The 22,260-nt window shown below is 72.0% G+C and carries 23 protein-coding genes and 1 pseudogene; 11 read left to right on the forward strand and 13 right to left on the reverse strand.

Annotated elements, in window-relative coordinates; all coding sequences use genetic code 11:
- Nucleotides 1-59: 59 nt before the first annotated feature.
- The 4 genes from QBL25_RS04750 (at nucleotide 60) to QBL25_RS04765 (ending at nucleotide 2,320) form a co-directional block, all read left to right on the forward strand.
- Nucleotides 60-521 (forward strand): VOC family protein, encoded by a 462-nt coding sequence (locus tag QBL25_RS04750; protein ID WP_409062548.1) that lies wholly within the window; start codon nucleotides 60-62, stop codon nucleotides 519-521.
- Between the two features lie 123 nt (nucleotides 522-644).
- A complete protein-coding gene (locus tag QBL25_RS04755; RefSeq protein WP_409055708.1) occupies nucleotides 645-839 on the forward strand; it encodes a CsbD family protein in 195 nt (64 codons plus the stop codon).
- A 288-nt stretch (nucleotides 840-1,127) separates the two neighbouring features.
- Entirely contained in the window at nucleotides 1,128-1,550 is a 423-nt protein-coding gene (locus QBL25_RS04760) for a hypothetical protein (protein WP_409055709.1), read from the forward strand.
- Nucleotides 1,551-1,633: 83 nt separating this feature from the next.
- Nucleotides 1,634-2,320, forward strand: coding sequence for a DUF6766 family protein (locus QBL25_RS04765; RefSeq protein WP_409055710.1), 687 nt, complete (start codon nucleotides 1,634-1,636; stop codon nucleotides 2,318-2,320).
- A gap of 28 nt (nucleotides 2,321-2,348) precedes the next feature.
- On the opposite strand, the gene QBL25_RS04770 is transcribed toward QBL25_RS04765, so the two are convergent.
- The 3 genes from QBL25_RS04770 to QBL25_RS04780 form a co-directional block, all read right to left on the reverse strand.
- A complete protein-coding gene (locus QBL25_RS04770) occupies nucleotides 2,349-3,128 on the reverse strand; it encodes a uracil-DNA glycosylase (RefSeq protein ID WP_409055711.1) in 780 nt (259 codons plus the stop codon).
- Entirely contained in the window at nucleotides 3,125-3,673 is a 549-nt protein-coding gene (locus QBL25_RS04775) for an isochorismatase family cysteine hydrolase (RefSeq protein ID WP_409055712.1), read from the reverse strand. Before QBL25_RS04775 ends, QBL25_RS04770 begins: the two co-directional genes overlap by 4 nt.
- Nucleotides 3,674-3,810: 137 nt before the next feature.
- On the reverse strand, nucleotides 3,811-5,034 hold the full coding sequence (locus tag QBL25_RS04780) for a 4-hydroxybenzoate 3-monooxygenase (RefSeq protein WP_409055713.1): 1,224 nt from the start codon (nucleotides 5,032-5,034) through the stop codon (nucleotides 3,811-3,813).
- A gap of 261 nt (nucleotides 5,035-5,295) precedes the next feature.
- Here QBL25_RS04780 and QBL25_RS04785 point away from each other — a divergent pair, with 261 nt between their 5' ends.
- Both QBL25_RS04785 and cpt read left to right on the forward strand, forming a co-directional pair.
- Nucleotides 5,296-5,709, forward strand: coding sequence for a hypothetical protein (locus tag QBL25_RS04785; RefSeq protein ID WP_409055714.1), 414 nt, complete (start codon nucleotides 5,296-5,298; stop codon nucleotides 5,707-5,709).
- A gap of 74 nt (nucleotides 5,710-5,783) precedes the next feature.
- On the forward strand, nucleotides 5,784-6,326 hold the full coding sequence (gene cpt / locus QBL25_RS04790; protein ID WP_409055715.1) for a chloramphenicol phosphotransferase CPT: 543 nt from the start codon (nucleotides 5,784-5,786) through the stop codon (nucleotides 6,324-6,326).
- Between the two features lie 231 nt (nucleotides 6,327-6,557).
- On the opposite strand, the gene QBL25_RS04795 is transcribed toward cpt, so the two are convergent.
- The 3 genes from QBL25_RS04795 to QBL25_RS04805 all read right to left on the reverse strand — a co-directional run bounded on the left by QBL25_RS04795 (nucleotide 6,558) and on the right by QBL25_RS04805 (nucleotide 10,543).
- Complete coding sequence (locus tag QBL25_RS04795) at nucleotides 6,558-6,914, reverse strand: PRC-barrel domain-containing protein (protein ID WP_409055716.1); 357 nt, start codon at nucleotides 6,912-6,914, stop codon at nucleotides 6,558-6,560.
- A gap of 152 nt (nucleotides 6,915-7,066) precedes the next feature.
- Nucleotides 7,067-9,154 (reverse strand): CocE/NonD family hydrolase, encoded by a 2,088-nt coding sequence (locus tag QBL25_RS04800; RefSeq protein ID WP_409055717.1) that lies wholly within the window; start codon nucleotides 9,152-9,154, stop codon nucleotides 7,067-7,069.
- Nucleotides 9,155-9,238: 84 nt separating this feature from the next.
- A complete protein-coding gene (locus QBL25_RS04805) occupies nucleotides 9,239-10,543 on the reverse strand; it encodes an acetyl-CoA carboxylase biotin carboxylase subunit family protein (protein ID WP_409055718.1) in 1,305 nt (434 codons plus the stop codon).
- 372 nt (nucleotides 10,544-10,915) lie between these two features.
- Between QBL25_RS04805 and QBL25_RS04810 the strand changes: the two genes are divergently transcribed.
- The 3 genes from QBL25_RS04810 to QBL25_RS04820 are packed head-to-tail and all read left to right on the forward strand — an operon-like array spanning nucleotide 10,916 to nucleotide 13,083.
- Nucleotides 10,916-11,662, forward strand: coding sequence for a HemK2/MTQ2 family protein methyltransferase (locus QBL25_RS04810; RefSeq protein WP_409055719.1), 747 nt, complete (start codon nucleotides 10,916-10,918; stop codon nucleotides 11,660-11,662).
- Nucleotides 11,646-12,026 carry a CDGSH iron-sulfur domain-containing protein gene (locus QBL25_RS04815; protein ID WP_409055720.1) on the forward strand — a complete coding sequence of 127 codons (381 nt, stop codon included), beginning with the start codon at nucleotides 11,646-11,648 and terminating at the stop codon, nucleotides 12,024-12,026. The genes QBL25_RS04810 and QBL25_RS04815 overlap by 17 nt, the downstream gene beginning before the upstream one ends.
- Nucleotides 12,016-13,083 (forward strand): iron-containing redox enzyme family protein, encoded by a 1,068-nt coding sequence (locus QBL25_RS04820; protein WP_409055721.1) that lies wholly within the window; start codon nucleotides 12,016-12,018, stop codon nucleotides 13,081-13,083. Before QBL25_RS04815 ends, QBL25_RS04820 begins: the two co-directional genes overlap by 11 nt.
- 67 nt (nucleotides 13,084-13,150) lie before the next feature.
- On the opposite strand, the gene QBL25_RS04825 is transcribed toward QBL25_RS04820, so the two are convergent.
- Nucleotides 13,151-14,293: a MerR family transcriptional regulator gene (locus QBL25_RS04825; protein ID WP_409055722.1), complete on the reverse strand. Its 1,143-nt coding sequence runs from the start codon at nucleotides 14,291-14,293 to the stop codon at nucleotides 13,151-13,153.
- 154 nt (nucleotides 14,294-14,447) lie between these two features.
- On the opposite strand from QBL25_RS04825, the gene QBL25_RS04830 reads away from it, so the two are divergent.
- On the forward strand, nucleotides 14,448-15,035 hold the full coding sequence (locus QBL25_RS04830) for an RNA polymerase sigma factor (protein ID WP_409055723.1): 588 nt from the start codon (nucleotides 14,448-14,450) through the stop codon (nucleotides 15,033-15,035).
- Between the two features lie 258 nt (nucleotides 15,036-15,293).
- Here QBL25_RS04830 and QBL25_RS04835 read toward each other — a convergent pair whose 3' ends face one another.
- The 3 genes from QBL25_RS04835 to QBL25_RS04845 form a co-directional block, all read right to left on the reverse strand.
- A complete protein-coding gene (locus tag QBL25_RS04835; protein WP_409055724.1) occupies nucleotides 15,294-16,004 on the reverse strand; it encodes a C39 family peptidase in 711 nt (236 codons plus the stop codon).
- Between the two features lie 83 nt (nucleotides 16,005-16,087).
- Nucleotides 16,088-16,717: a peptidoglycan-binding protein gene (locus tag QBL25_RS04840; protein WP_409062549.1), complete on the reverse strand. Its 630-nt coding sequence runs from the start codon at nucleotides 16,715-16,717 to the stop codon at nucleotides 16,088-16,090.
- Nucleotides 16,718-16,967: 250 nt separating this feature from the next.
- A complete protein-coding gene (locus QBL25_RS04845; RefSeq protein WP_409055725.1) occupies nucleotides 16,968-17,960 on the reverse strand; it encodes an ArsR/SmtB family transcription factor in 993 nt (330 codons plus the stop codon).
- 227 nt (nucleotides 17,961-18,187) lie between these two features.
- Here QBL25_RS04845 and QBL25_RS04850 point away from each other — a divergent pair, with 227 nt between their 5' ends.
- The gene (locus QBL25_RS04850; RefSeq protein WP_409055726.1) at nucleotides 18,188-18,772 is read left to right on the forward strand and encodes a TIGR04222 domain-containing membrane protein; all 585 of its coding nucleotides are present in this window, start codon (nucleotides 18,188-18,190) and stop codon (nucleotides 18,770-18,772) included.
- Between the two features lie 113 nt (nucleotides 18,773-18,885).
- Here the strand turns inward: QBL25_RS04850 and QBL25_RS04855 are convergent, their stop codons facing one another.
- The 3 genes and pseudogenes from QBL25_RS04855 to QBL25_RS04865 form a co-directional block, all read right to left on the reverse strand.
- Entirely contained in the window at nucleotides 18,886-20,403 is a 1,518-nt protein-coding gene (locus tag QBL25_RS04855) for an FG-GAP-like repeat-containing protein (protein WP_409055727.1), read from the reverse strand.
- Between the two features lie 148 nt (nucleotides 20,404-20,551).
- Nucleotides 20,552-21,118: pseudogene (locus QBL25_RS04860) on the reverse strand (dioxygenase); the annotation flags it as partial.
- A 170-nt stretch (nucleotides 21,119-21,288) separates the two neighbouring features.
- Nucleotides 21,289-22,245 carry an AraC family transcriptional regulator gene (locus QBL25_RS04865; RefSeq protein WP_409055728.1) on the reverse strand — a complete coding sequence of 319 codons (957 nt, stop codon included), beginning with the start codon at nucleotides 22,243-22,245 and terminating at the stop codon, nucleotides 21,289-21,291.
- Between the last annotated feature and the right edge of the window lie 15 nt (nucleotides 22,246-22,260).

Here is a 22,260-nt window from a genome sequence, read left to right on the forward strand (position 1 = left end):
GTGGCTCCATGAACGACCGCCACCCGCACACCACCACCGTGCACGAACGGAGCAAGCCGATGAGCCGCCACCTCCAGATCACCTTCGACGCCCATGACCCGCGAGCGCTGTCGTCCTTCTGGCGCGACGTGCTGGGGTACGTCCACCCCGGCCCGCCCGGGGTGGACCTGCCCGAGGGCGCCGACCCGCTCGCTGCCTGGGACGACTTCCTCGCGCGCATCGGCGTACCGGAGGACCAGCGCAACACGAGGTCGGCGATCGAGGACCCGGCGGGCAACGGTCCGCGCGTCTTCTTCCAGCAGGTCCCCGAGGACAAGGTCGCCAAGAACCGCGTCCATCTCGACGTCCGTGCGGCTCCCGGCCTCGAAGGAGCGGCACGCATGGCGGCACTGGAGGCCGAGTGCGACCGCCTCGTGGCGCTGGGGGCGAAGCGGCAGCGCCGTGAGGAGCCCGCGCCGCCGATGGGCGCCGGACTCATCGTGATGACCGACCCCGAGGGCAACGAGTTCTGCCTCGACTGACTCCCCCGCCGTGACGGTGTGTGACGGCTGGACGGGCGGGGTCTCCTTGTCCCGCTTACGTTGAACGCAGAGGCCCACACCGTGTGTGACACCGGTGGGCGCTGCATCGACAAAGGAGTGGTCATGGCTGACAAGGGCGGCATGGACAAGATGAAGGGCAAGGCCAAGGAGATGACCGGCAAGGTCACCGGCGACCGCGGCAAGCAGGCCGAAGGCAAGATGGACCAGGCGAAGGGCGAGGCCAAGAAGGCCATGGGCGGTGCCCGCGACCGCGCCGAGGACGCGCGGGACGCCATGAAGCGCCGCGACGACGCCTGACCTGACTTCGCCGAAGCCCCCGCCCACTCCCGTGCGGGGGCTTCGGCCTGTCCTGACGGCTCCCCGCGCGATCCGCCGCCGGGGCTCCAGGCCCCCACGCCGAATCGGTCCGCCGCCGGGGGCCTCTAGGCCGCCGCGCTGAATCGGTCCGCTCGCCCCAGCGTGTCGCACGGGCGGGCGGCGCCCGCCGGTCCGGCATGCGGCATCGTCGGCACACGTCGTGGCCGCGCGGAGCACCGCGCGATGCCGCGGCGCAGAGACCGACGGCCGCGAAGGAGAGCAGATCTGGTGCCCGGTGTGCGCGGAGCGGGACCGGTCGCGCTGGTGGCGGTGCTGGCCGCCGTCCTGAGCGGCTGCGGCAGCGTCCAGGAGCGCGCGGACGCCGCGTCGGCTGCGGCGCTCGGCTTCCGGGAGACCCTCCGTACGACGCACGGCGCGCGGGGCTGCGCCGCCCTGGCCCCCGGGACCCGCGAAGAACTGGAGCAGAACGCCGAACTGCCCTGCGCACGCGCCCTGTCCGACGCGGGGCTGCCCGCGGCGGACACGGCGGACGCCGTGCGCGTGGTGGACGTGTACGGCCGGCAGGCCCGTGTCGTGACGGACCACGACACGCTCTTCCTGTCGTCCTTCCCGGGCGGGTGGAAGATCACGGCGACGGGCTGCACCGAGCGCCCGGATCTGCCCTACCAGTGTCTGATCAAGGGTGGTTGACGGGTGCGGGCGTTGTTCACGCTGTATGTCCTGATGGTGGCCGGAGGCCTCGTCTACTGCCTCACGCTGGGGCTGATGCAGCGATGACGCGGTGCGGGCGCTTCGTGCGCGAGAACGGGCTGACCCTCGTCTTCGGGGCGGGCTTCCTCCTGACGCTGGCCGGACAGGCGATCGCCGGGCACGCCGACTTCAACAACCACCTGCTCGACGAGCAACTGCAACCGGTCAGCTTCGGCGGCTACCTCCTCACCTCCGACTTCGCCGTGGACGTGACGGAGAACTGGCAGTCCGAGTACCTCCAGTTCTTCCTCTACATCTTCGGGACGGTCTGGCTGCTCCAGCGGGGATCGCCCGAGTCCAAGGAGCTCGACAAGGCGGGTCCGGAGGCGGACAAGGACCAGAAGGTCGGCCGGTACGCCCGGCCCGACTCGCCGCGCTGGGCCGCCGTGGGCGGGGTGCGGCAGGCCTGGTACTCCCGCTCCCTGGGCACCCTCATGTGCACGTTCTTCCTGTTCTCCTGGCTGGCGCAGTCGGTCACCGGCGTGGCCGCGTACAACGAGGAACACCTGCGCGGCCTCCAGGCGCCGATCAGCTGGTTCCAGTACCTGGGCGCCGCGGACTTCTGGAACCGCACGCTCCAGAACTGGCAGTCCGAACTCCTGGCCGTCGGGTCGATGGCCATCTTCTCCGTCTATCTGCGCCAGCGCGGCTCACCGGAGTCGAAGCCTGTCGGCTCGGCACATGACTCGACCGGGGTCGAGGGAGGCTGAGGCGCGCCGGCCGGATGTGTTCCGCCGGTCAGGCCCGCTCGTCCGCCGGTGCGTACGGCGCGATGCCGGCCTCGCCGGCCGCCGCCCGCAGGACGTCCTTGAGCATGTCGGGGGTCAGCCGGCCCGTGAACGTGTTGCGCTGGCTGACGTGGAAGCAGCCGTACAGGGTGACGGACCCCGGGCCGGACGCTTCGGGAGCGGCGGCCCGCGTACCTCCGCCGGTCACCCGCGTGTCCGCTCGCTCCAGGGTTACCCGCGCGCCGTGCGCGAACCGCGGCCGTGGCTTGGGCACGCGCCATCCCCCCGCGGCGAAGGCGGGCAGGGCGGCCTGCCAGCCGAACGCCCCGAGGATCACCGCCGACCGCAGCCGCGGGGCAAGGAGCTCCAGCTCGCGCACCAGCCACGGCCTGCACATGTCGCGCTCGCCGGGAGTCGGCTTGTTCTCCGGCGGCGCGCAGTGCACCGGTGACGTCACCCGCACCCCGCGCAGAGTCAGGCCGTCGTCCATCGACACCGCAAACGGGCTCGACGCGAGACCCAGTTCGTACATCGCCTTGTACAGCACGTCCCCGGAACGGTCGCCCGTGAACATCCGGCCCGTACGGTTGCCGCCGTGCGCAGCGGGCGCGAGCCCGATGACGACCATCGAGGCGTCCGGCGGCCCGAACCCGGGCACGGGCCGGGCCCAGTACGTCCAGTCCTGGAAGGCGGCGCGTTTGACCCGGCCCACCTCCTCGCGCCAGGCCACGAGCCGGGGACAGGCCGCGCACCCCGCGATCCGTGCGTCCAGTTCGTCCAGCGGGTTCATCCCGGCCCGAAGAGCGCGTCGTCCGTGGAACGGACCAGGCGTGCCTGCATGTTCCGCTCCATCATCTGCATCGCGGCGTCGGCGAGGTCCCCGTGGATGCTCGCGCAGGCGTCCTCGGCGACGACGACGTCCAGGTGTCTGATGTGGGCGTCGAGCGCCGAGTAGAGGATGCACTGCTCGGTCACCTGGCCGCAGAGGAGCACCGACTCGATGCCGCGCTGGCGCAGGAGGTATTCCAGAGGGGTGTCGTAGAAGATCGAGTGCCGGGCCTTCACCACGAAGAGCGACTCGTCGTCGGGGCGGATCGGGGCGACCAGGTCGGCGTGCGGGCCGCTGAGGACGATGTCGAGGAGTTCGTCGTGGTGCGAGCGCCACTGTCCGAAGTTGTCGTTGACGTAGATCACGGCGACGCCCTCGGCCCGCGCGCGCTCGATCAGCCTGCGGACGTTGGGCAGCACTTCCTTGACCGACCTGCGGAGGATTTCCGCGTCGGGGTGGTCGTACATGTTGATCATGTCGACAACGATGAGAGCCTTCACAACCATGCTCCGAGTTCATCATGCGGGTGGCCGGAACCTCGGGTGCCCCGCCTGGGGCCCGATCACGCACGATTTCTCCCGTAGATGGACGGCGCGCCGGGCCACGTCGGCGAGATGCTCCCGCGTGCGTCCGGGGCCGGGCCTCAGACCTCGGCGCCCTTGCCGATGTAGAGCTCGGCGAACGCGGTCGCGGCGGCGGGCGAGCCGAGGATCCGGCGCAGCCGCGCGGATGCCGTGCCCGCCTTGAAGGGGACACCCGACGACGCCCCGTGCAGCAGTTCCGAGAGCCACTGGGAGAACTCCTGGTACTGCCACACCCGCGGCAGACAGGCCTCCGAGTAGCCGCTCAGGCCGCTGTCGTCCCCGTCGGCGCAGGAGGCGACGAGGGCGTCGCCGAGCAGCAGGGCGTCGTGCAGGGCCAGGTTCATGCCCTTCGCGGCGATCGGGGCGGCGAGGTGCGCGGCGTCGCCCGCGAGGTACAGCCGCCCACCGGACATGGGTTCCACGACGTAGTTGTGCATGTCCAGGACGCGCTTCTCGATCAGCCGGCCCTCGGTGAGCGGCGGGGCACCTGCCACCGCGAGGCGGGCGTGCAGCTCCGCCCAGACGCGCTCGTGCGGCCAGTTCGCGGGGTCGTCGCCGGGCGGGCACTCCAGGTAGTAGCGGGTGACCTGGGGGCTGCGCGCCATGTGGGCCGCGAAGCCGCGCGGATGGAGGCCGAAGACGACGCAATCGGAGGACGGCGATGCCTGGGCGAGGAGGGCGAGCCAGCCGATGCCGTAGTCGTGGCGGGCGACGGTGGCCCGCTCCGGCCCCAGGTGGGTGCGCGTCACGCCGCGCGCGCCGTCGCAGCCCGCGATCGCGTCGCAGTCGACACGGATGCGCTCGCCGGTGTCGGGGTCGGTGTAGGACACCGCGGGGGTGTCGGTGTCGATGCCGTGCAGTTCCACGTCGCGCACGCCGAAGCGGATGTCGCCGCCCGCCCGGTCGGCGTAGGCGCGCACCAGATCCGTCACCAGCAGGGGCTGGGGGTAGACGAAATGACGGTGCCCGGACAGCTCCCCGTACGCGAACCGATGACGCTCGCCGGCCCAGCGGAACTCGCACTCGGCGTGCGTCTGGGCGTGGGCCAGGAGCCGGTCGGCGAGCCCTCGGCGCTCCAGGGCGCGCACGGCCCACTCCTCGATGAAGCCCGCGCGCGGCCGCTGTTCGATGAACTGCCTGCTCTGCGTCTCCAGGACCACGCAGTCGACGGAGGCGGCGCGCAGGATGTTGGCGACGGTGAGTCCCGCCGGGCCGGCTCCCACGACGACGACGCGGGTACGCCGTCGCGACGCGGACGGCTCGGGAGGGGAGGCGAGGTTCATCCGGGAATTATGACGGGGACACGACGAGATCGGAGACCGCCCCCGAGGGAGCGGGTCGCGGTCGTCGTACGCGGCGACGCGAGGGTGCCGCAGCCGTGGTCCGCACCGCTGCGGACGGAGGTCGTCCGATGTGGTGCGACAATCTGCCGAAGGCCACGCCCGTGCCCGGTCTCCGGCGCGTCGGCCTCGTTGCGGGAAGAGCCGGTCACGGACGTCCCCGGGGCAGCGGCGCCCCGGCGGGCCGGCGGTGGGGAGGAATCGATGGTGGTGGAGTGGCGGTACATCGCCAAGGGCGTGCGGGTCGTTCCCGAACCCGTGGCCACACCCTTCATCTGGACGGGCGCGTACGCCGGTGCCTTCGCGCTGGTGACCGTCCTCGATCTGCTCGGCGCCCTCGACCGCACGGGGCTCGCGCTCGCGGCCCTGTCCGTGCTGGCCGCGCTGCTGGGAGTGCGGGGACGTTTCGTCGCGGCACCGGGGACGGCCCTGGTGTGCTGGATGCTCCTGAACGTCTTCGCCACCCACCCCATAGGGGAGATCTCCTGGGCCGGGCACCGCGATCCCGAGTGGATCACGTGCCTGCTGGTCGCGGCGCTCGTCGGCACGGCGGCCGGCCGCGTCCTGCACGCGCGCGCCGCCTACCGCCGTGTCAGCCCCTACGACAGCACGAGCTGACCGGCACGGGCCGGGCGGACCCGGCCGGCCCGAAATCGTTTCCGGTGGCGCGCGGACGCTCTTACTGTGGCGCGATGACGACTCAAGTGATCGTTCTCAACGGCGGGTCGAGCTCCGGTAAGTCCGGCATCGCGCGGTGCCTGCAGGCGGTGCTCCCGGACCCGTGGCTGACCTTCGGCTGCGACACGTTCGTCGACGCGCTCCCCCTCGCCCTGCGGACCGCCTCCGAGGGATCGGGAGGAATCGAGGTCGCCCCGGACGGCGAGGTGACCGTCGGCCCCGGGTTCCGGGCGCTGGAGGCGGCGTGGATCGAGGGCATCGCCACGATGGCCCGCCGCGGAGCCCGGGTGATCGTCGACGAGGTCTTCCTGGGCGGTCCGGCCTCCCAGGAGCGGTGGCGCGAGGCCCTGGGTGATCTGGGCGTCCTGTGGGTCGGCGTGCGCTGCGACGGCGCGGTGGCCGCGGGCCGGGAGACCGCGCGGGGCGACCGGGTCGCCGGGATGGCCGCCTCGCAGGCCGACGCGGTCCACCGCGGCGTGCTCTACGACCTGGAGGTCGACACGACGCACGCGGAGTCCCTGGAGTGCGCGCGGGCCATCGCGGCCCGCGCCGTCTGAATGGTCCGAGGGCGCCATCGCGGATACGCCCGCGGATATGTCCGCCCCGGGAATTGGGCCCGGGAAATTCACCCGCCGAAATACACCCCGGGCCTCACTCCACGCCCCATCCGTTCACACTGCATCGGAGCGATCAATGACTGATGGCGCCCGAGGCAATTGATGCCTCGGACGCCATCGGTGTCATACCTCGTCCGTCATCGGGGCGGCGTTCTCACGCCCCGGCGCGGGTCAGTGACCCGGGCCCAGACCGCCGTAGTAGCCGCCGATCTGGTCACGGTAGGCGGGGTCGCCCAGGTGCTTGTCCTTGTCGAACTCGGGCGCGTCCTTGATCTGGTCCTTCGTGCGCGAGACCAGGATCTTCCGCGCCTCGTGGTCGATCGCGGTGACGGTGCTCGCGGGCAGCAGCACCTCCTTGCCGAAGATCCACACACCCGTGTCGACGACGATGTACTGGTCGGCGACCTCGTTCGAGTGCTTGTCGACCTTGCCGATGTGGCCGTCCGCGGCCTCGACCTTGTACCCGGTCAGATCGGCGTCCGGACCGTGTCCGGCGGTAGGGGCGTAGTTCCACATGTCGTTGCTCATCGAGAACTCCTCAATTGGTTTTCCCTGAACCGCAGGGATTCACATAGCGGGAGGAGATGATCAACCTCCAACGCACCGAGTGCCCTGCCGGATAGGGGCCAAACAGAAACTTCCGGCCGCTTCACCGAGGCGGGGTCTTTCCGTCCCCCGCGTCAGAGCAGATCGCGGGGCACGGTCTCGTTCCACGTGCGCGAGAAGACCCTGCGGTCCCCCTCGTAACCGTCCAGGGTGGCGTCCACCCGGAACTGCTCCTCGTCGCAGCTGAGGACCGTGCGGGTCTCCACCCGCACGTCCCAGTCGTCGCGCCGGAAGGACATCGTCCAGGCGGACTCGCCGGTGGCGGAGGTGAAGTCCTCGGCCATCGAGGTGTAGCGCTCGTAGGCCCTGCGGCCGACGTCGAGGCCGATGTCCTCGAGGCGCATCGTCCCGCGGTCCTTGACGATCTCCAGCTCCGCCGCGTAGTCGACCAGGTCACGCTTGACCTGCCAGCGTTCCTCGGGGGCGACCAGCTGCACGGGGCTGCGCGGCCGCGTGCCCTCGGGCTCACCGAAGGGCTGCTCCGGCAGCGCGTCGGGCTCCGTCATCGGGCGGACCGGGAGCGTCAGGGTGCTGGACGACTCGTAGACGGTCAGGAGCACCGGCTTGGGCGGCGGCCAGGCCAGCGGCCAGTACGAGGTGGACAGCGACACGCGGATGCGGTGGCCCGGCGGGAAGGCCTGGGCAACGCCGTTGAGCGGGATGACCGCGCGGTAGCGGCGCCCCGGTTCGAGCGGGCGCGGATCCTCCTGCCCCTCGCTGCGGGTGAGGTTGAGCAGGCCGTAGCTGACGCGGGTGGCGCTGCCGTCGGGGGCGACGTCAGACAGGCGGGCCGCGACCATGGCGACGGGTTCGCTCACGCTCAGGTCGAGTTCAACGGAGGGCGAGCCGAGGATCTCCGTGCGCTCGGTCAGCGGCTCGGTCTGGAAGACCAGCGAGCCGCCGTCCTCCTCACGCTGGTCGTAGGGCAGGTCGGGGGGCGCGTTGTAGGAAGCCCACTTCCCGCCGAACTGGCCCACGGACAGCGGTGACTGGACTGAGAGACCCTCGCCCGTCCCCTCCGGATCAGGCGCTCCGGACGATCCGGCGGCCTCCTCGGAGACCTCGGAGATCGCGGGGTCATCGGTGACCGGCGCGGAGAGCCCGTGCCGCGTGAGGCGCCGCACGACGGGAGTGATGTGCGGGGACGGCCAGGACGGCTCCCCCACCCAGCGCCCCGGACGCTCCTCGTACGAGGTGGAGGGCGGCACGCTGTCCTGCATCCACGTCCGCAGCATCGGACCGTCCATGACGCCGTTGTCGACGCCCTTCAGCCAGTGGTCCCACCAGCGGACGACCTCCTGGAGGTAGCCGATGGCGGGGCCCGGTTCGCCGAGGTGCGGGAACTTGTGGGACCAGGGACCGATCAGCCCCTTGCGCGGCACGTCCAGGTTGCCCAGGAGACGTGTGACGGCGTTCGAGTAGCCGTCCGCCCAGCCGCTCGACGCGAGGACGGGGCAGCGTACGGCCCGGTAGTCCTCGCAGACCGAGGCGTGCCGCCAGTAGTCGTCGCGCCGCTGGTGCTTGAGCCATTCGAGCACCCAGGGGCGGGTGCCCTCCATGCGCTCGTGCCACATGTCGCGCCACCGGTCCCCCACCATGGCCGGGTCGGGAGGCATGGTGCCGTAGGCGAACATGGTGCCCGCCTCGGCCAGGTTGTCCGACAGGAGGGCGCCGCCCATGTAGTGCATGTCGTCGGCGTACCGGTCGTCGGTGAAGGACGCGATGACGATGGCCCGCAGGCTCTCGGGCTGCCGCGCGGCGACCTGGAGCGCGGCGAAGGCTCCCCAGGAGAGGCCCATCATGCCGGTGGTGCCGTCGCACCAGGGCTGGTCGGCGAGCCAGGCCAGGACGTCCTCGGCGTCGGTCTGCTCCTGCTCCAGGTACTCGTCCTTGAGCACTCCTTCGGAGTCGCCGGTGCCGCGCAGGTCGACGCGGACGCAGGCGTAGCCGTGCCCGGCGATGTAGGGGTGGTGGATGGAGTCGCGCTCGGCGGTCAGGTCGCGCTGCCGGTAGGGGATGTACTCCAGGACCGCGGGGACGGGGTCCTGGTCGGAGGACGTCGGCCGCCAGATGCGGGCCGCGAGGCGGGTTCCGTCCGCCACGGGGATGGTGACGTTCTCCTCTTCCTTGGTCTCGTACGGAAGGTCGCTCACATAGCGCAAGCCGGGTTCGCTCCTTCATGTTGCGGCGGCTCTCGGTTCAGCCGCCGGTGGTGCAGTAGTGCAGTAGTGCAGTAGTGCGATGGTTCAGTCGTTCTTCATGTCACGACTACCCGGTTCGGCCTCGTCGAACGTGAGGCCGAGGGCGGCCACGCACTGGTCGTACTTGGCCCGCATGTCCTCCTCGCTCTCCCCGCCCGTGAAGATGTGCGCCAGTTCGTAGCTGTAGCTGTCCTGTTCGGACACCTCCGACAGGCGCTGCCCCTCCTCGACCAGGACGTCGATGCGCACTCCGGGGATGCGGCGCTCGATGCTCTCGATGTCCTTGCGGGAGGGCACGTCGTGCACGGTGGCATCGGCGAACCAGCGGTAGTACCACTTGGCCGCCGTGGCGTACTCGCCCTTGCGGTGCGGCAGCTCGGGGTTCTTGCCGAGGGCGAGGCTGAGCATGCAGTGGTGGTTGGGCACGCCGTCGACGTACTCGAACATCTCCGCGTGCGACTGGGAGTGGCGCGGGTTGATCTCCAGCAGATTGATCGCGTCGTTGCGGGGGTCGTAGAAGTACTCGATGCTGAAGGTTGCCGCGTTCATGCCAATCTGACGCATCACGCGCTCCGACACGTCCCGCAGCCGCTCGAGCACGGGCTCGGGGAGCGTGGAGGGGTACTGGTGGCGCAGGAAACACGACGAGTCGGGGTACTGGATCGAGTCGAGGATGCCGTAGACGGTGACCTCGCCCTCGTGGACGTATCCCTCGACCGCGACCTGGATGCCGCTCAGCGCGCCCTCGGCCAGACACACCTGGCCGCCCACGTCGGCCATCTCCGGAGGCAGCTCGACGCGCCCGAGTATGTCCTCGAAGGGCCGGCCGATGCGCCCCATCCCCTCGCGGATGCGGTCGGCCGCCTCGGTGAACTCGGCCTGGTCCCCGACGCCGTACGCCAGCTCCGAGGAGTAGGACAGCGCGGGCTTGAGCCACATCGGGAAGTCCATGCCCTCCGGCGGCTTGGGGTCGGCGCTCTCCATGTCCACCCGGCCGAACGGCGGATGCGCGTCGGTGACCCGCTGCTGTTCCAGACGGCTCCAGTACTTGTGCTCGCACTTGACCACGGAGTCCAGACTGGTGCTCCGCGTCCCGTAGCGCTCGCTGAGGATCGGCACGAGCGTGCTGACGGGGAAGTCCCAGTAGCCCACGATCGCGTCGATGTGGCCGTCGAACGCGTCGAGGATCCGCTCGGCCTCGGCGAGCAGCCCGGGGACCGAGACCTCTCCGCCCTGGAGTTCCTCGATGGTGAGGAGGGGGTGGAAGACGTAGTCCTGGGCGTCCGGCACGGCACGGAGCGTCGGTAGATTCGCCTCGTCGAGACCGAGAACGAAGATGTTGTACGGCATGACGTCCTTTCGTCGTTGGGGGGCGCCCGCAGCTGGTGCGCTGTCGTGGCAGGGATGCCCGCGTACCCATGCCGCAGTGGCGCAATCACCACCCCGTCCGCCGCGTCGGCCCCGCTCCCCCGCCTGATCACCCCGGCGGGCCCCTTACGTGTGGTTCAGGATTCGACGGGCACCTGGGACGCACGACAGTCGCGGGAGCGAGCCCCGAGCACCAAGGGAACCCATGAGGCAAGGACGGCAGGCAGTCGGAACGGCATGTCACTGTGTGTCATCACCCGAGTGGTGGCCCGTGCCGGAACAGCGGAGGGTGGTGGGAGGGCGGAGCAGGGAGGGATTCCATTCGGCCGGCCCCCAGACGACCGGAGGTGCGTGGTGATCGCCGATACGACCGCGGGTGCGTCCCCGGGCCGCCTGCTGACCCTCCCCGGCGTCTACGCGCCACAGGACGACACGGGCCTCCTCGCCCGCGCACTGGGCCGCGAGGACATCGGTCCGGACACGGACGTACTGGACCTCGGCACCGGCAGCGGCGCGCTGGCCGTCCACGCGGCGCGGCTCGGTGCCCGGGTGACGGCGGTGGACATCGCCTGGCGCGCCGTCCTGACCGCCCGCCTCAACGCGCTGGCCGCACGACAGCACATCACGGTGCTGCGGGGCGACCTCGCGGAAGCCGTGCCCGGGCGGTCCTACGACGTCGTGGCGAGCAATCCGCCGTATGTTCCCTCTCCCTCCTGCCGACTGCCCCGCCATGGCGCGGCGCGGTCCTGGGATGCTGGACAGGACGGTCGCGCGCTGGTCGACCGCATCTGCGACGCGGCTCCCGACGTCCTGCGCCCCGGGGGTGTGCTGCTCATGGTCCACTCGGCGCTGTGCGGCACCGACGACACGCTGCGGCGTCTGTCGAAGGCGGGCCTGGAGACCTCGGTCGCCGACCGCGCCCTGATCCCGTTCGGTCCGGTCCTGCGCTCGCGCCGGGCGTTCCTGCGCAAACAAGGGCTGCTGGGCGACGACCTGAGCGGCGGGAACAGCGGTGACGACGCGGAGGGCGCGGACGGCGGGGACGGCGGGGACGGCGGGGACATGGAGGAGCTGGTGGTCATCCGTGCCGAACGCACCTGAGCCCGAGCCTGCCGCACGGGACCCGCGGCCACGCCGCGTCACCATCGACCCCGAGGGGCCGCTGCTGGTCGAGGGGCCCGTCGAGGTGGTCAAGGACGACGGCACGGTCGTCGCCTCGCGGCGCTTCACCGCCGCGATCTGCACCTGCCGGCGCAGCCGGACCTATCCGTGGTGCGACACCAGCCACCGCCGCCGGGTGAAGGCCGAGGACGCCACCCCGTCGGCGGCGGCCGGGTCCGACACCGAAAACGACGAGCACACGAAGGGGGAGGAAGCACCCGATGATCACCAAGAACACCGAGCACGCCGAGAACACAGCGAACACAGCGAACGCAGTGAGCACAGAGACCGCCGTGAAAGCTGAGAGCACCGAGCACGCCGAAGCCCAGGGCGCCTCCGACGGGTTCCGCGAATCGCGCCGGGCGAGCCCCGCCCTGCCCGAACCGCGCGGCCCGCTCTCCCGCCTCGTGATCGACACCCTGCGCTCCGGGGGAAGCCCCGGCCCGCTGCCCCTCGACACGCACGACGCCGACCCCTACGGAGACGACCTCCAGCTCGCCCTCTACACGCTGTACGAGTTGCATTACCAGGGCTTCGACGGCGTGCGCGAGGACCTGGAGTGGGACCCCGAACTCCTGGGACTGCGCCGCGCGCTCGAAGGGCGCTTCCTGGGCGCCCTGCGGGCCAACTGCCGGTCCACGGACAGCGCCGAACGCGCCCTGGCCGACCTCCTGGTGGAGCCCGTCGGCCACCGTCCCGACAGCGTCAGCCACCACCTCCAGCGCGACGGCGAGCTGTGGCAGCTGCGGGAGTACGCCGCGGCGCGCTCGCTCTACCACCTCAAGGAGGCCGACCCGCACGCCTGGGTCATCCCCCGGCTGCACGGCCGGGCCAAGGCGGGCATGGTGGCCATCGAGTTCGACGAGTTCGGAGCCGGCCGCGCCGAGGACATCCATGCCCGGCTCTTCGCCGACCTCATGGCGGACCTCTCGCTGGAGACGGCGTACGGACACTACGTCGACGCCGCACCGGGCGAGGCGCTCGCGACGGTCAACCTGATGTCCCTCTTCGGCCTGCACCGGGCGCTGCGCGGCGCCCTCGTCGGGCACTTCGCCGCCGTCGAGGTGACGTCGTCCCCGGGCTCGCGGCGGCTGGCCAAGGCGATGCGCAGGAGCGGTGCGGGACAGGCGGCCGAGCGGTTCTACGACGAGCACGTGGAGGCCGACGCGGTCCATGAGCAGGTGGTGCGCCGCGAGGTGATCGGCGGCCTCCTGGCGAGCGAACCGGGCCTGGAGTCCGATGTGGTCTTCGGCATCGAGGCCACCGGCTTCCTGGAGGACCGCCTCGGCGCACGGCTCTTGGCCGCGTGGCGCGACGAACGGAGCGCTCTGCGCACGCCGTTGACGGCAACAGCAAGCTGACAGGGGTACGCGGAGGGCAGGGCGTTGACGGTCGGCGCCGGTGGCGGTGACGGGCCGCCGGCGTGGGTCACTTCCCCGGGCCGGCGGCGGCCCCTGCCCGCACCTTGCCGATCTGGGTCAGGGCCTCGCGCAGGCTGTTGGGCCGCAGCGCGCCGCGCACCGCAGCTCCCGCCCAGCCGGGCCCGGCGAGCATGACCACCGGGCGGCCGCGGGCGCCCCGCACCCCCCAGCGGGTGTCGGCGATGTGCCGGGCCAGCGGGACGCTCGCGGTGGAGCGGGCCTGCGCCCACAGCACGACGACGGCGGGGCCCGTCCTGCGCACGGCGGACGCGACCGCCTCGACCGGCACGGCCGCGCCGAACATGCGCTGCGGGACGCCCAGTTCACCCAGCGCCGCGCTGAGCGCCTCCAGCGGCAGCGAGTGCTGCTCGCCCGGGACGCAGGCCAGCACGAGGGGGGCTTCCGGTGCGGGCGCGCTCTGCGGGGCCGGTGCGGCGGGGGCCGCCGCACAGCGGTGCAGGGTGCGGGAGACGTGCCAGGACAGCATGTGCTCGACCTCCACGTAACGGTCGCCCGCCTCTTCCCACTTGCGTCCCACCGCGTGCAGCGTCGGCACCATCACCTCCTGCCACGCGGTGACCAGGCTGTGGTGCTCGACCGCGTCGGCCAGCAGATCCTGCACGGTGGGCGCGTCGAGCCGTACGGCGGCCCGCGAGAGGCCACGCCGGCGGCGGACGAACGTGTCGGGCGACGAAGGCGCGGAGGGACGCGCGGCACGCCGCTGCCGGGGCACGGCGGCACCGGAAGCCGCGGACTCGGAAGCCGCGGTCTCGGAGGCCTCGGACCCGGGGGCGCCCGACCCGGTGGCTGCCGCCTCGGTGGCGCCGGGCCCGGCGGTGCCATCGAGCTCCGGTTCGCGGCTCGCTCCGGGGCCCGCGTCAGGATCGAGCAGTGTCAGCGCCTTGTGCGCGGCCTCGGCCGGCGGCATCCCCGAGGCGGTGAGCCGGCCCATCTCCTCCACCATGGCGATGTCCTGCTCCGACCAGCGGCGATGGTGCCCGGCGTCGCGCCGGGCGGGGCCCAGGCCGTACCTGCGGTCCCAGGTCCGCAAGGTCGTCGGTGACACCCCCAGCCTCCGCGCCAGGGCGCCGGTGGTGACTCCCGTACCAGCCGGTTCGCCGTCCTGATCGCGGTCTCGCCCCTCGCTCATGCGGACACGATACGACGCACAACCGATGCGAGTTGCCGGGTGCCGACGAGTGTTTCCAGGATGACCGGATCGCGGCCGGGGGGCATGGTGCGCATGCCCGTTTCCCTTCGGTCGTACGGCGATTGTGATCGGCAAAGGAGCTGACGACGCGTCGATGAGCACACTGGTGCCGCAGTCCGTGCGCGCTCCCGGGGAGCGGACCACAGATCTGGCCAGGGGCCTCGCCGGTGGCGACGAAGCGAGCCTCGCGGCGGTCTACCGCCGCTGGGGGCCGCTGGTGCACGCCCTGGCCCAGCGCGCGCTCGGCGACAGCCGCGACGCGGAGGACATCACGCAGCAGGTGTTCTTCGCCGCCTGGCGCGGTCGCGCCGGATACCGCCCCGAACGGGGCAGTCTGGCGGGCTGGTTGACGGGCATCACCCGGCACCGGATCGCGGACGCGCTCCACGCGCGCACCCGGCGAGCGGCGCTCGTCGCCGGAGCGGAGGCCCTGTACGCGACCAGGGACCACCGCGGTCACGAGGGGATGGACCGGGCGGTCGACCGCACCCTCATCTCACAGGAGTTGGCGAGGCTGCCGGTGCCCCAGCGCACGGTGCTGCGCCTGGCGTTCTACGAGGACCTGACCCATCCGCAGATCGCCGAGCGCACCGGCTGGCCGCTGGGCACGGTGAAGAGTCATTCCCGGCGCGGGCTCAGCTCGTTGCGGGTGCGGCTGGAGGTCGACGAGGACGACCTCTGAGAGACGGCCGCCGACCGAGGGACGGCCGCTGAGAAATCTCGGGCTCCGGTGCATCCACGCACCCGGCCCCGACGGAAGCAATCAGTGCCCCGTCGTGACCGGCCGAGCCCGAGGCCGGCAGGTTCGCCCGGACCCTGCTTTCCTGTTCGGCCTCAGCGGAGTCGGTGCCGCTGAGGCTGTCGCCGCCCGTCCCCGAGACGGCGACCGAGCGGACTGTGGGCGGCGCATGGTTCGGTGGCGCCGCCCACAGTCGTCTGTTCAGGCCGCGTATCCCTTCGGCGGGATCAGCGTGGCGAGCTGATCGAAGGAGAGCCAGTAGATCTGGTTGCCGCCGAAGGAGGCCGGGTCGGCGATGAGGACGGTGCGGTTGGCGTCGTCGTAGCCGATGACCGTGAAGTAGTGGTAGATCGTCTGGTCCGACGGGTAGCCGGGCGGCTGGTTGCCGGGCGGGGCCACGATGTTGGTCACCAGCGGGTAGTTGTTGTCGATGTCCAGGACGACGTCGTTCCACAGCAGGTCCTTCTGGGCCTGGGTGGGCGGGTCGTTCGGCATCTCCTTGGTCTCGTACCAGCCGGTGCCGAGGTTGGCGTTGAGCACGCCGGTCACCTGGCTGATGTGGTCGGTGCCCGCTTCGGTGGTGCCCAGCTGCGCGGCCAGCGCGCCCTGGCCGGGCGGGGCGATGCGTGCGGACAGCGCGATGCGGGTGGCGGCGGGACCGCACCAGTAGCCGGTCTCCTGGACCTGGTAGTCGACCTGGAGCGTGTGGGCGCTGCGGGTCCGCGCGCCGTCGACGCGCAGCTTGGTGCCGGGCTCGTTGAGGCCGCTGACGACCGCGGTCCCGGCCCGTGAGCCGTGCCCCAGCACCGACACACCGTGCGGGCGCGCGGCGTCGGCCTGGGCGGTGGCCGGGGTGAGGAGGGCTCCGACCGCGGCGACGGCGATCGCTGTGGAGAGGAGTCTCTTGCGCATGGGGTCTCCTGATGAGGTGAGGGGTGGAGTGCACGTCCGGCCGGGACGTGCGGGCCTGGAGTGGTGGCGGGCTTTCCCGTGCGTCACGGGATCGGCGGGACCGTGGGCCCTTCCTGGGCGAGCAGGTCGCGGGCGAACTGCTCCCACTGCGCGTAGCGGTCGGGGAAGGCGGAGACCTGTACGGCCTGGCAGACCTCGCCCGGTGGCATGGTCTGCCAGCCGTCGATCTGGATCAGACCCGGGTTGTTGCCGAAGGGGGCCACTCCGTAGAAGGACATGGACGAGGTGGCGACATCGGTGATCTGCTCGGGGGTGCCCCAGCCGGTGCTGGGGCGCTGCTGGAAGATTCCGAGGGAGTCGTGGTCCACCGGCGTCAGGTAGTTGACGAACTTGGATTCCTGCATGGCCGTCATCAGGGCGATGACCAGGCCCTGTTCGGGGATCTGCGCGCCCTTGCCGACGCCGATGACGGTGCGTGCATTGGCGAGTTCCTCGGGTCCGAGGTCGGCCGCCGTGCGGAAGGTCCGGTGCAGTTCGGCGTCGGACGCCTGGCGCAGGGCTCCGGCGGTCGGGCCGTCCACGGAACCGGTCGCGGGCAGTCCGTGGCGCTCCTGGAACCCTCGCAGACCGTGCCCGGTGGAGGAGGCCGCGGGCGCCGTGGGGGGCGTGGAGGCCTGGGCGACGCCGGGCACGGCGCAGAGGGTCGCGGCCACGGCGAGTGAGGCGGCCACGGCCGCGCGGCGGATGAACGTACGAGTAGGGTGCAACGCCACTCCTTCATCGGATCGACGTCGCGTCGTCAAGCCCTCCGTGATGCACGGGAGTTCACACGTGGACGCGCGTCGAACGGCGCGTGGGACGGGGTGAGGGACGGAGACGCGGCGCGGTGGGGGGATGCGTGTGCGACAGCCCGGTCAGCTTCCTTGCATGCCCATGCCAGACGCAATCGATGAAAGCCCAGACTTACGGCCCGCAGCCGCGCAGCAGCGCGCGGCCCTCGGCCGTCGCGACATGGAGCGACCGTCCCGCCCCGCGGACCGTGGTCAGCAGCCCGGCCGCGCGCAGCACCTTGACGTGCTGACTGATGGCCGGGTGGGTGACCGCCAGGAGGCGCGCGAGCTCGACCGTGGAGGCGCCGGTGCGGGCCGCCTTGAGGACGGCGGCCCGGGTCTGCCCGATGAGCGGCCCCAGAGCACCCTCGCCGGGAAGGCCGGGAGGCGTGGGCCGGGACGCCGGGCCGGTCCAGTCCGCGGCGTGGTCGATGGGATACACCAGGACGGGCGGCAGTTCGCCGTCGGCGAGCGTGACGGGCGTGGGCCAGCAGAAGAACGACGGTTGCAGGGTGAGCCCCCGGCCGTCGAGCCGCAGCTCCTGGTCCACGGGGTAATCGGCCTCCAACACCGGCGGACACCACCGCAGTTGCGGACCCAGCCCGGCCAGAAGCCCGTCGGTCCCGCCGTCGAGAAGGCTGTGCAGACGGAGGATGCGGTCGGCGTCGATCTGGGCGTGGATGCGGGGCCAGAACGGCGCGAGCGCCTCCAGGTGGTAGGTGTGGAGCGCCCGGCCCAGCCGCCGCAGAGCGTCGGTGTCGCCTTGCGCCAGTGCCTCCGTCCAGCCGGGCAGCGGCCGTGAGGCGGCCACCCGCGTCAGGTCGGTGCGCAGCCGCGGCCGGGGCGTGCGCACGAGGGTGTCGACCGCCGCATGGAGCGTCTCGCCCGCCCCATGGGTGGGGGTGAGGAAATCCGGGGAACAGCCGTGCGGCGGCAGAAGCGGTGAGAGCAGCCGGCAGCTGTCCGACAGACGCGGCCTCGCCCACCGGCGCCATTGCCCGAACACCCGCGCTCCGTCACGCCGTTGGAGCGTCTGTACGCTGTTGCTGATCTCCCAGAGGAAGTCCGGCCCGGAGGCGACCCGCACCCGCGCCAGGTCCTCGGCCGTGAAGTACACCCGCAGCATGGCCCGCTCTCCCCCTGTGCCCCGTGCCCGGTTCGATGGCCGCCGCGACGGCGCGCGGCAGGGCTCCAGGCGATCGCCGTGGGCCGGTCGCTGTCAAGAGAGTGTCAAGAGAGACCGATGGGGCCGGGACCCTCGAGTTTTGCTCTGAAGAGACGCGGGGCAGGGGTGTGCGCTCCCGCCGTCGGGCACCACAGCCGAAAGACGGGGTGTCCGAAGGGGGTGAGGACATGCGGTTGTCCTTCAAACGGGCCACGACGGCGGCGGGAGCGCGCCGGGCCCTCGACGTGTACGACGTCGCGTATCTGGCGGGCGGGCCACGACGCGTGGTGGAGTGCGCGGTGATCGCGCTGGCCGAGCGTGAGCTGGTCAAACTCAGGGCGTCGCGCATACGCGCCGTCGGCGGGGAACTGCCCGGGCCGCCGGTCGAGCGCGCCCTGATGACGGCGTGCCCGGCCGGGCGCAGCGCGGCGTCCGTCTGCGCCGAACTGCGCGATGCGCCCGAGGTGCAGGAGATCGGCGACCGGCTCGCCGAGTGGGGTCTGGTGACCCGCGGCCGCCACCAGCTGACCCGGACCGGCAAGCGGCGGCTCCAGGCGGCCCAGGAGGAGGCGAGCCTCCCGGCGTACGTGTTCGCGGGGCCCGAGGTCCTGCCGAAGGGCACGGTCCGCCGGGGCGTCATGGAGGCGCAGTTGGTCCCGTCCGGTCTCGGCCGGGCCATGGTCCGCATGGGCAACGCCCTGGACCACCTCACGGATTCCGACCACGCGGACTCCGGCTTCGGCTGTGGAGGCGGCGGGGGCGGGGGCGACTGAGGGGGCACGGAGGCGACGGGCAGGGAAGAGGAACGCAAAAGGCCCGTGGGCGAGGGAGCAATCCCCCTCACCCACGGGCCCACGCGCAACTGGTTCTGCCTGAGCCGGAGTTCCTAGCGCAGGGTGCTCCCGAAGAGCGCCGCGGCGTCCGGCGCCCCGACGTCCTTGGGGCCGAAGGCGACGGAGTCGGTGGCGGTCAGTCCGGTGGACGTGCCGCGCAGCGACCAGATCGCACCCGCCAGGGCGTTCTCCCGGGCGGAGGACACCGCGAGGTCGCGGCGGCCGTCGCCGGTGACGTCGAGCAGGGCCGTGGCCTCGCCGAACTGGTCGTCCTTCTCGGCGACCCCCGGAATCCCCGCCGTGTCCTGGTGGAAGGCCTGGGCGCCGGTGCCGGTGACGCCGTTCGCGCTGCCGTGCACGAGGACGACGGCACCCGCGTCGGCGACCGTCTTGACGTCCTCGCCCACGACGCCGAGCGCGATGTCCGCGTAGCCGTCGCCCGTCACGTCGGCGACCGAGAGCGAGCTGCCGAAGCGGTCGCCTTCCTCCTCGGCACCGGGGATGCCGGGCAGGTCCTGGTCGAACTTCTGGACATCCCCCTTCAGGCCGTCCGCCGAGCCGTAGGCGACCGCGACCTCGGACTCGTCCTCATCGCTGCCGCCCACGACCACGTCGTCGTAGTGGTCGCCGTTGATGTCACCGATGCCCATCGCTCCCCGGGACCCCGGCGCGTCAGCGCGCGTGAAGCCGGTCGGGCTGCCGTACAGGACGCTGTTGCCCCACTGGCCGTCGCCCGCGTAGTCGTTGACGGCGATGTCCGTGCGGCCGTCGCCGTTGATGTCGCCGACGGCCTTCGGGATGACCGGGCCCTTCACGGAGAGCGGTCCGTCGACGCAGACCTCGGGCCGCTCGCGGCAGCCCGGGTAGGGGCGCTCGTCGCTGTCGTAGCTCGACCACTCGGACTTGTCCATGAAGTCGAGGGTGGCGGCCGGGGTGCCGCTCCGCGCCATGGGCCCCTTCCACAGGCGGGCCTTCTGCGCGACCGGGTCGTCGCCGTGCGAGCCCACCAGGTCGAACAGGGCGAGGTCGGTGACGCCGTCACCGTCGAAGTCCCCGGCCTGCGGGGCGAACCCGAAGGTGCTGACGGCGGTGCCGCCGGTCGGGCCGCTCGCGGAACCCCACAGGATCACCGAGCCGCCGCCGGGGACACCGGTGCCGACGACCAGGTCCGCGTGTCCGTCCTGGTCCAGGTCGGCCTTGGTCACGTGCCTGCCGAACTCCTGCTTGGCGGTGGCCGCGCCGGGCACGCCGCTCGTGGAACGGCTGATGATCTTCTTCTTGGCGGGGTCGAGGCCGTTGGCGGAGCCGTAGGTCACCACGACGTACCCGGCCTTGGCCTTGCCGGAGACCGTGCCGCCCGGGGCGCCGACGACCAGGTCGGCGTAACCGTCGCCGTTCAGGTCATCCGTCACCTGCGCGGCGGCGCTCGCGCGCCCGGCGTCGGCGGCGGCCGGTGTGGCCGCCTGGGCGATGCCCTGCCCGAGGGCCAGGGCCGAGAGGCCACTGCCCACGAGCAGGGAGGCCGCCATCAGGGGCAGGGCACGACGGGCTTTGCGACTGGCTCGCGACATACGGGTTCCCTCGGTTCAGAGTGCGGTCGGTTGGCTGCCCGGCGGAATTCACCACCGGTTCACGCCGCCGATCACTTGACCCCTCATGCCCGCCAAAGGTTGTACGACGCCCCTCGCGCCCCGCTGGCCCTACAGGTCCCACCCGTTACTGCGGCACGTTCAGGACGAAGTCGAAGTCCGCCTCCTTCGTGTTGCCCACGGTGCGTACGTTCATCAGCAGCCGGGCGTCGAAGAGCGCGTCGGTGTTGTTGCGCGGCTCACCGGGGAAGTACAGCTGGGTCGTGAGGACCGGGCGCCCCGGGGCCTGGACCTTGACGTGCAGATGCCGGGTGCGGCCCGGGTAGAGGCCGGGCACGATCGTGGTGAGCCGGAAGGCGCCGTTCGCGTCGGTGAACTGGTGGCCCCGGAAGCGGTAGCCCGCGTTGTCGTACGTCCCGTAGGTGTCGGCCTGCCAGAAGTCCAGCAGAGCCCGGGATATCGGGCGGCAGGCGCGCCCGAAGACATAGCCGGTGACCGTGAGCCGCACGCCCGGCGTGCCGGGCTGGAGGAGCGAGGTGCGCTGCGGCGAGTTGGGTTTGAAGTACGGCCCCTCCATCTGCGGCGGCGTCGGGTCGTCGCCGTCGTCGCAGGCCGGCGTCACCTCCGGTTCGATGCCCCGCTCGCTCGCGGTGCGGGCCAGCGCGGGGACGCCCATGAAGGCCACGGGCAGCGCCATGCCCACCGCCGCGGCCGCTCTCAGGACGGTCTTGCGGCTGGGCCCGCCCTCGCGGGGCCCCTTCGTGCCGCCGGCCGCGCCGTCGTCGGGTGTGCCGTCCGCGCTCGTGCCGATCTCGCGCTCCATCGCTCCTCCTGGGGGGTGGGGTGGGTTCCGGATCGGCTCCGAAGCTATGCGGAGGGCCGGGCGCGGGCGATGGACTCAAGGCGGTGGTCGTGGTGAATATCGCCGTGGCCGTGCCGGAAGTCCCCGGGGCTCGCGCCCGTCTCGCGGCGGAAGAAGCGACAGAAGTAGGCGGGGTCCGCGAAACCGACCCGTCCTGCCACCTGACGGACCGACAACTCCGTGCGCAGCAGCAGGCGTTTGGCCTCGTGCATCCGCGCCTGGCGGATCAGCTCGCCGGGCGTGCGGCCGGTGGACGCCTTCACCGTCTCGCTGAGGTAGCTCTCGGAGACGCCGAGCTGCCGCGCGCACCCCCGTACGGACCACAGGGGATCCTCCGGGGCCGAGAGCAAGGCCATGAAGTCGGCGGCGACGGAGCCCGGCCGTGTGCGCGGGGCGGGCGGGGCCGCCGCCGGATGGCGGGCGGGCAGCCGCGCCGCCCGCACCACCAGGACGTGCAGCAGCGCCCGCAGCACGCTCGGGAAACCCTCGGCGCCCGCACGGTACTCACCGTCCAGGTCGGCGACCAGACGCGCCGTCCGGTCGGCGGCCTCGTCCCGCAGTTCGAGCCAGCAGCCCCGCCCCGGCCCGCGCAGGGCCTCACGGTCCGCGGGGTGGTCCAGGAGGAAGTCGTCGGTGAAGAGGATGACGTGCCCCTCCAGACCGGTGGCGTTCTCCCAGTGGTGGACCTGGCCGGGAGCGATGAAGCACAGGTTCGGCGGGCGCAGGACGTAACGCGCCAGGTCGACGACGTGGCTGCCGGTGCCGCCGGTGACGTGGACGATCTCGTGGAAGGTGTGGCGGTGCGGGAACGCGGCGCGCGACATCGGCCCGATGGTGTCGAACGTGCCGATGGCGAACGGCAGCGTGTTGGGCATGGGCACTTCCAGGCGGTGGGTCGGCATGCCCTCCTCGCCGGGCCATCCGCTGTTCCCCTCACCGGGCAAGACCGTTGTACCGCGCATGCGTACGCTCCTCAC

Source organism: Streptomyces sp. SYP-A7185 (assembly GCF_046103685.1).
Classification (GTDB): domain Bacteria; phylum Actinomycetota; class Actinomycetes; order Streptomycetales; family Streptomycetaceae; genus Streptomyces.

Bases quoted from the DNA above. Each gene is read 5' to 3' on its own strand.
- QBL25_RS04775 (WP_409055712.1), bottom strand. From the start codon at position 3,673: ATGGTTGTGAAGGCTCTCATCGTTGTCGACATGATCAACATGTACGAC.
- cpt (WP_409055715.1), top strand. From the start codon at position 5,784: ATGACGACTCAAGTGATCGTTCTCAACGGCGGGTCGAGCTCCGGTAAG.
- QBL25_RS04830 (WP_409055723.1), top strand. From the start codon at position 14,448: ATGAGCACACTGGTGCCGCAGTCCGTGCGCGCTCCCGGGGAGCGGACC.
- QBL25_RS04755 (WP_409055708.1), top strand. From the start codon at position 645: ATGGCTGACAAGGGCGGCATGGACAAGATGAAGGGCAAGGCCAAGGAG.
- QBL25_RS04850 (WP_409055726.1), top strand. From the start codon at position 18,188: ATGCGGTTGTCCTTCAAACGGGCCACGACGGCGGCGGGAGCGCGCCGG.
- QBL25_RS04825 (WP_409055722.1), bottom strand. From the start codon at position 14,293: ATGAGCGAGGGGCGAGACCGCGATCAGGACGGCGAACCGGCTGGTACG.
- QBL25_RS04845 (WP_409055725.1), bottom strand. From the start codon at position 17,960: ATGCTGCGGGTGTACTTCACGGCCGAGGACCTGGCGCGGGTGCGGGTC.
- QBL25_RS04855 (WP_409055727.1), bottom strand. From the start codon at position 20,403: ATGTCGCGAGCCAGTCGCAAAGCCCGTCGTGCCCTGCCCCTGATGGCG.
- QBL25_RS04750 (WP_409062548.1), top strand. From the start codon at position 60: ATGAGCCGCCACCTCCAGATCACCTTCGACGCCCATGACCCGCGAGCG.
- QBL25_RS04805 (WP_409055718.1), bottom strand. From the start codon at position 10,543: ATGCCGTACAACATCTTCGTTCTCGGTCTCGACGAGGCGAATCTACCG.
- QBL25_RS04785 (WP_409055714.1), top strand. From the start codon at position 5,296: ATGGTGGTGGAGTGGCGGTACATCGCCAAGGGCGTGCGGGTCGTTCCC.
- QBL25_RS04765 (WP_409055710.1), top strand. From the start codon at position 1,634: ATGACGCGGTGCGGGCGCTTCGTGCGCGAGAACGGGCTGACCCTCGTC.
- QBL25_RS04865 (WP_409055728.1), bottom strand. From the start codon at position 22,245: ATGCGCGGTACAACGGTCTTGCCCGGTGAGGGGAACAGCGGATGGCCC.
- QBL25_RS04835 (WP_409055724.1), bottom strand. From the start codon at position 16,004: ATGCGCAAGAGACTCCTCTCCACAGCGATCGCCGTCGCCGCGGTCGGA.
- QBL25_RS04795 (WP_409055716.1), bottom strand. From the start codon at position 6,914: ATGAGCAACGACATGTGGAACTACGCCCCTACCGCCGGACACGGTCCG.
- QBL25_RS04770 (WP_409055711.1), bottom strand. From the start codon at position 3,128: ATGAACCCGCTGGACGAACTGGACGCACGGATCGCGGGGTGCGCGGCC.
- QBL25_RS04780 (WP_409055713.1), bottom strand. From the start codon at position 5,034: ATGAACCTCGCCTCCCCTCCCGAGCCGTCCGCGTCGCGACGGCGTACC.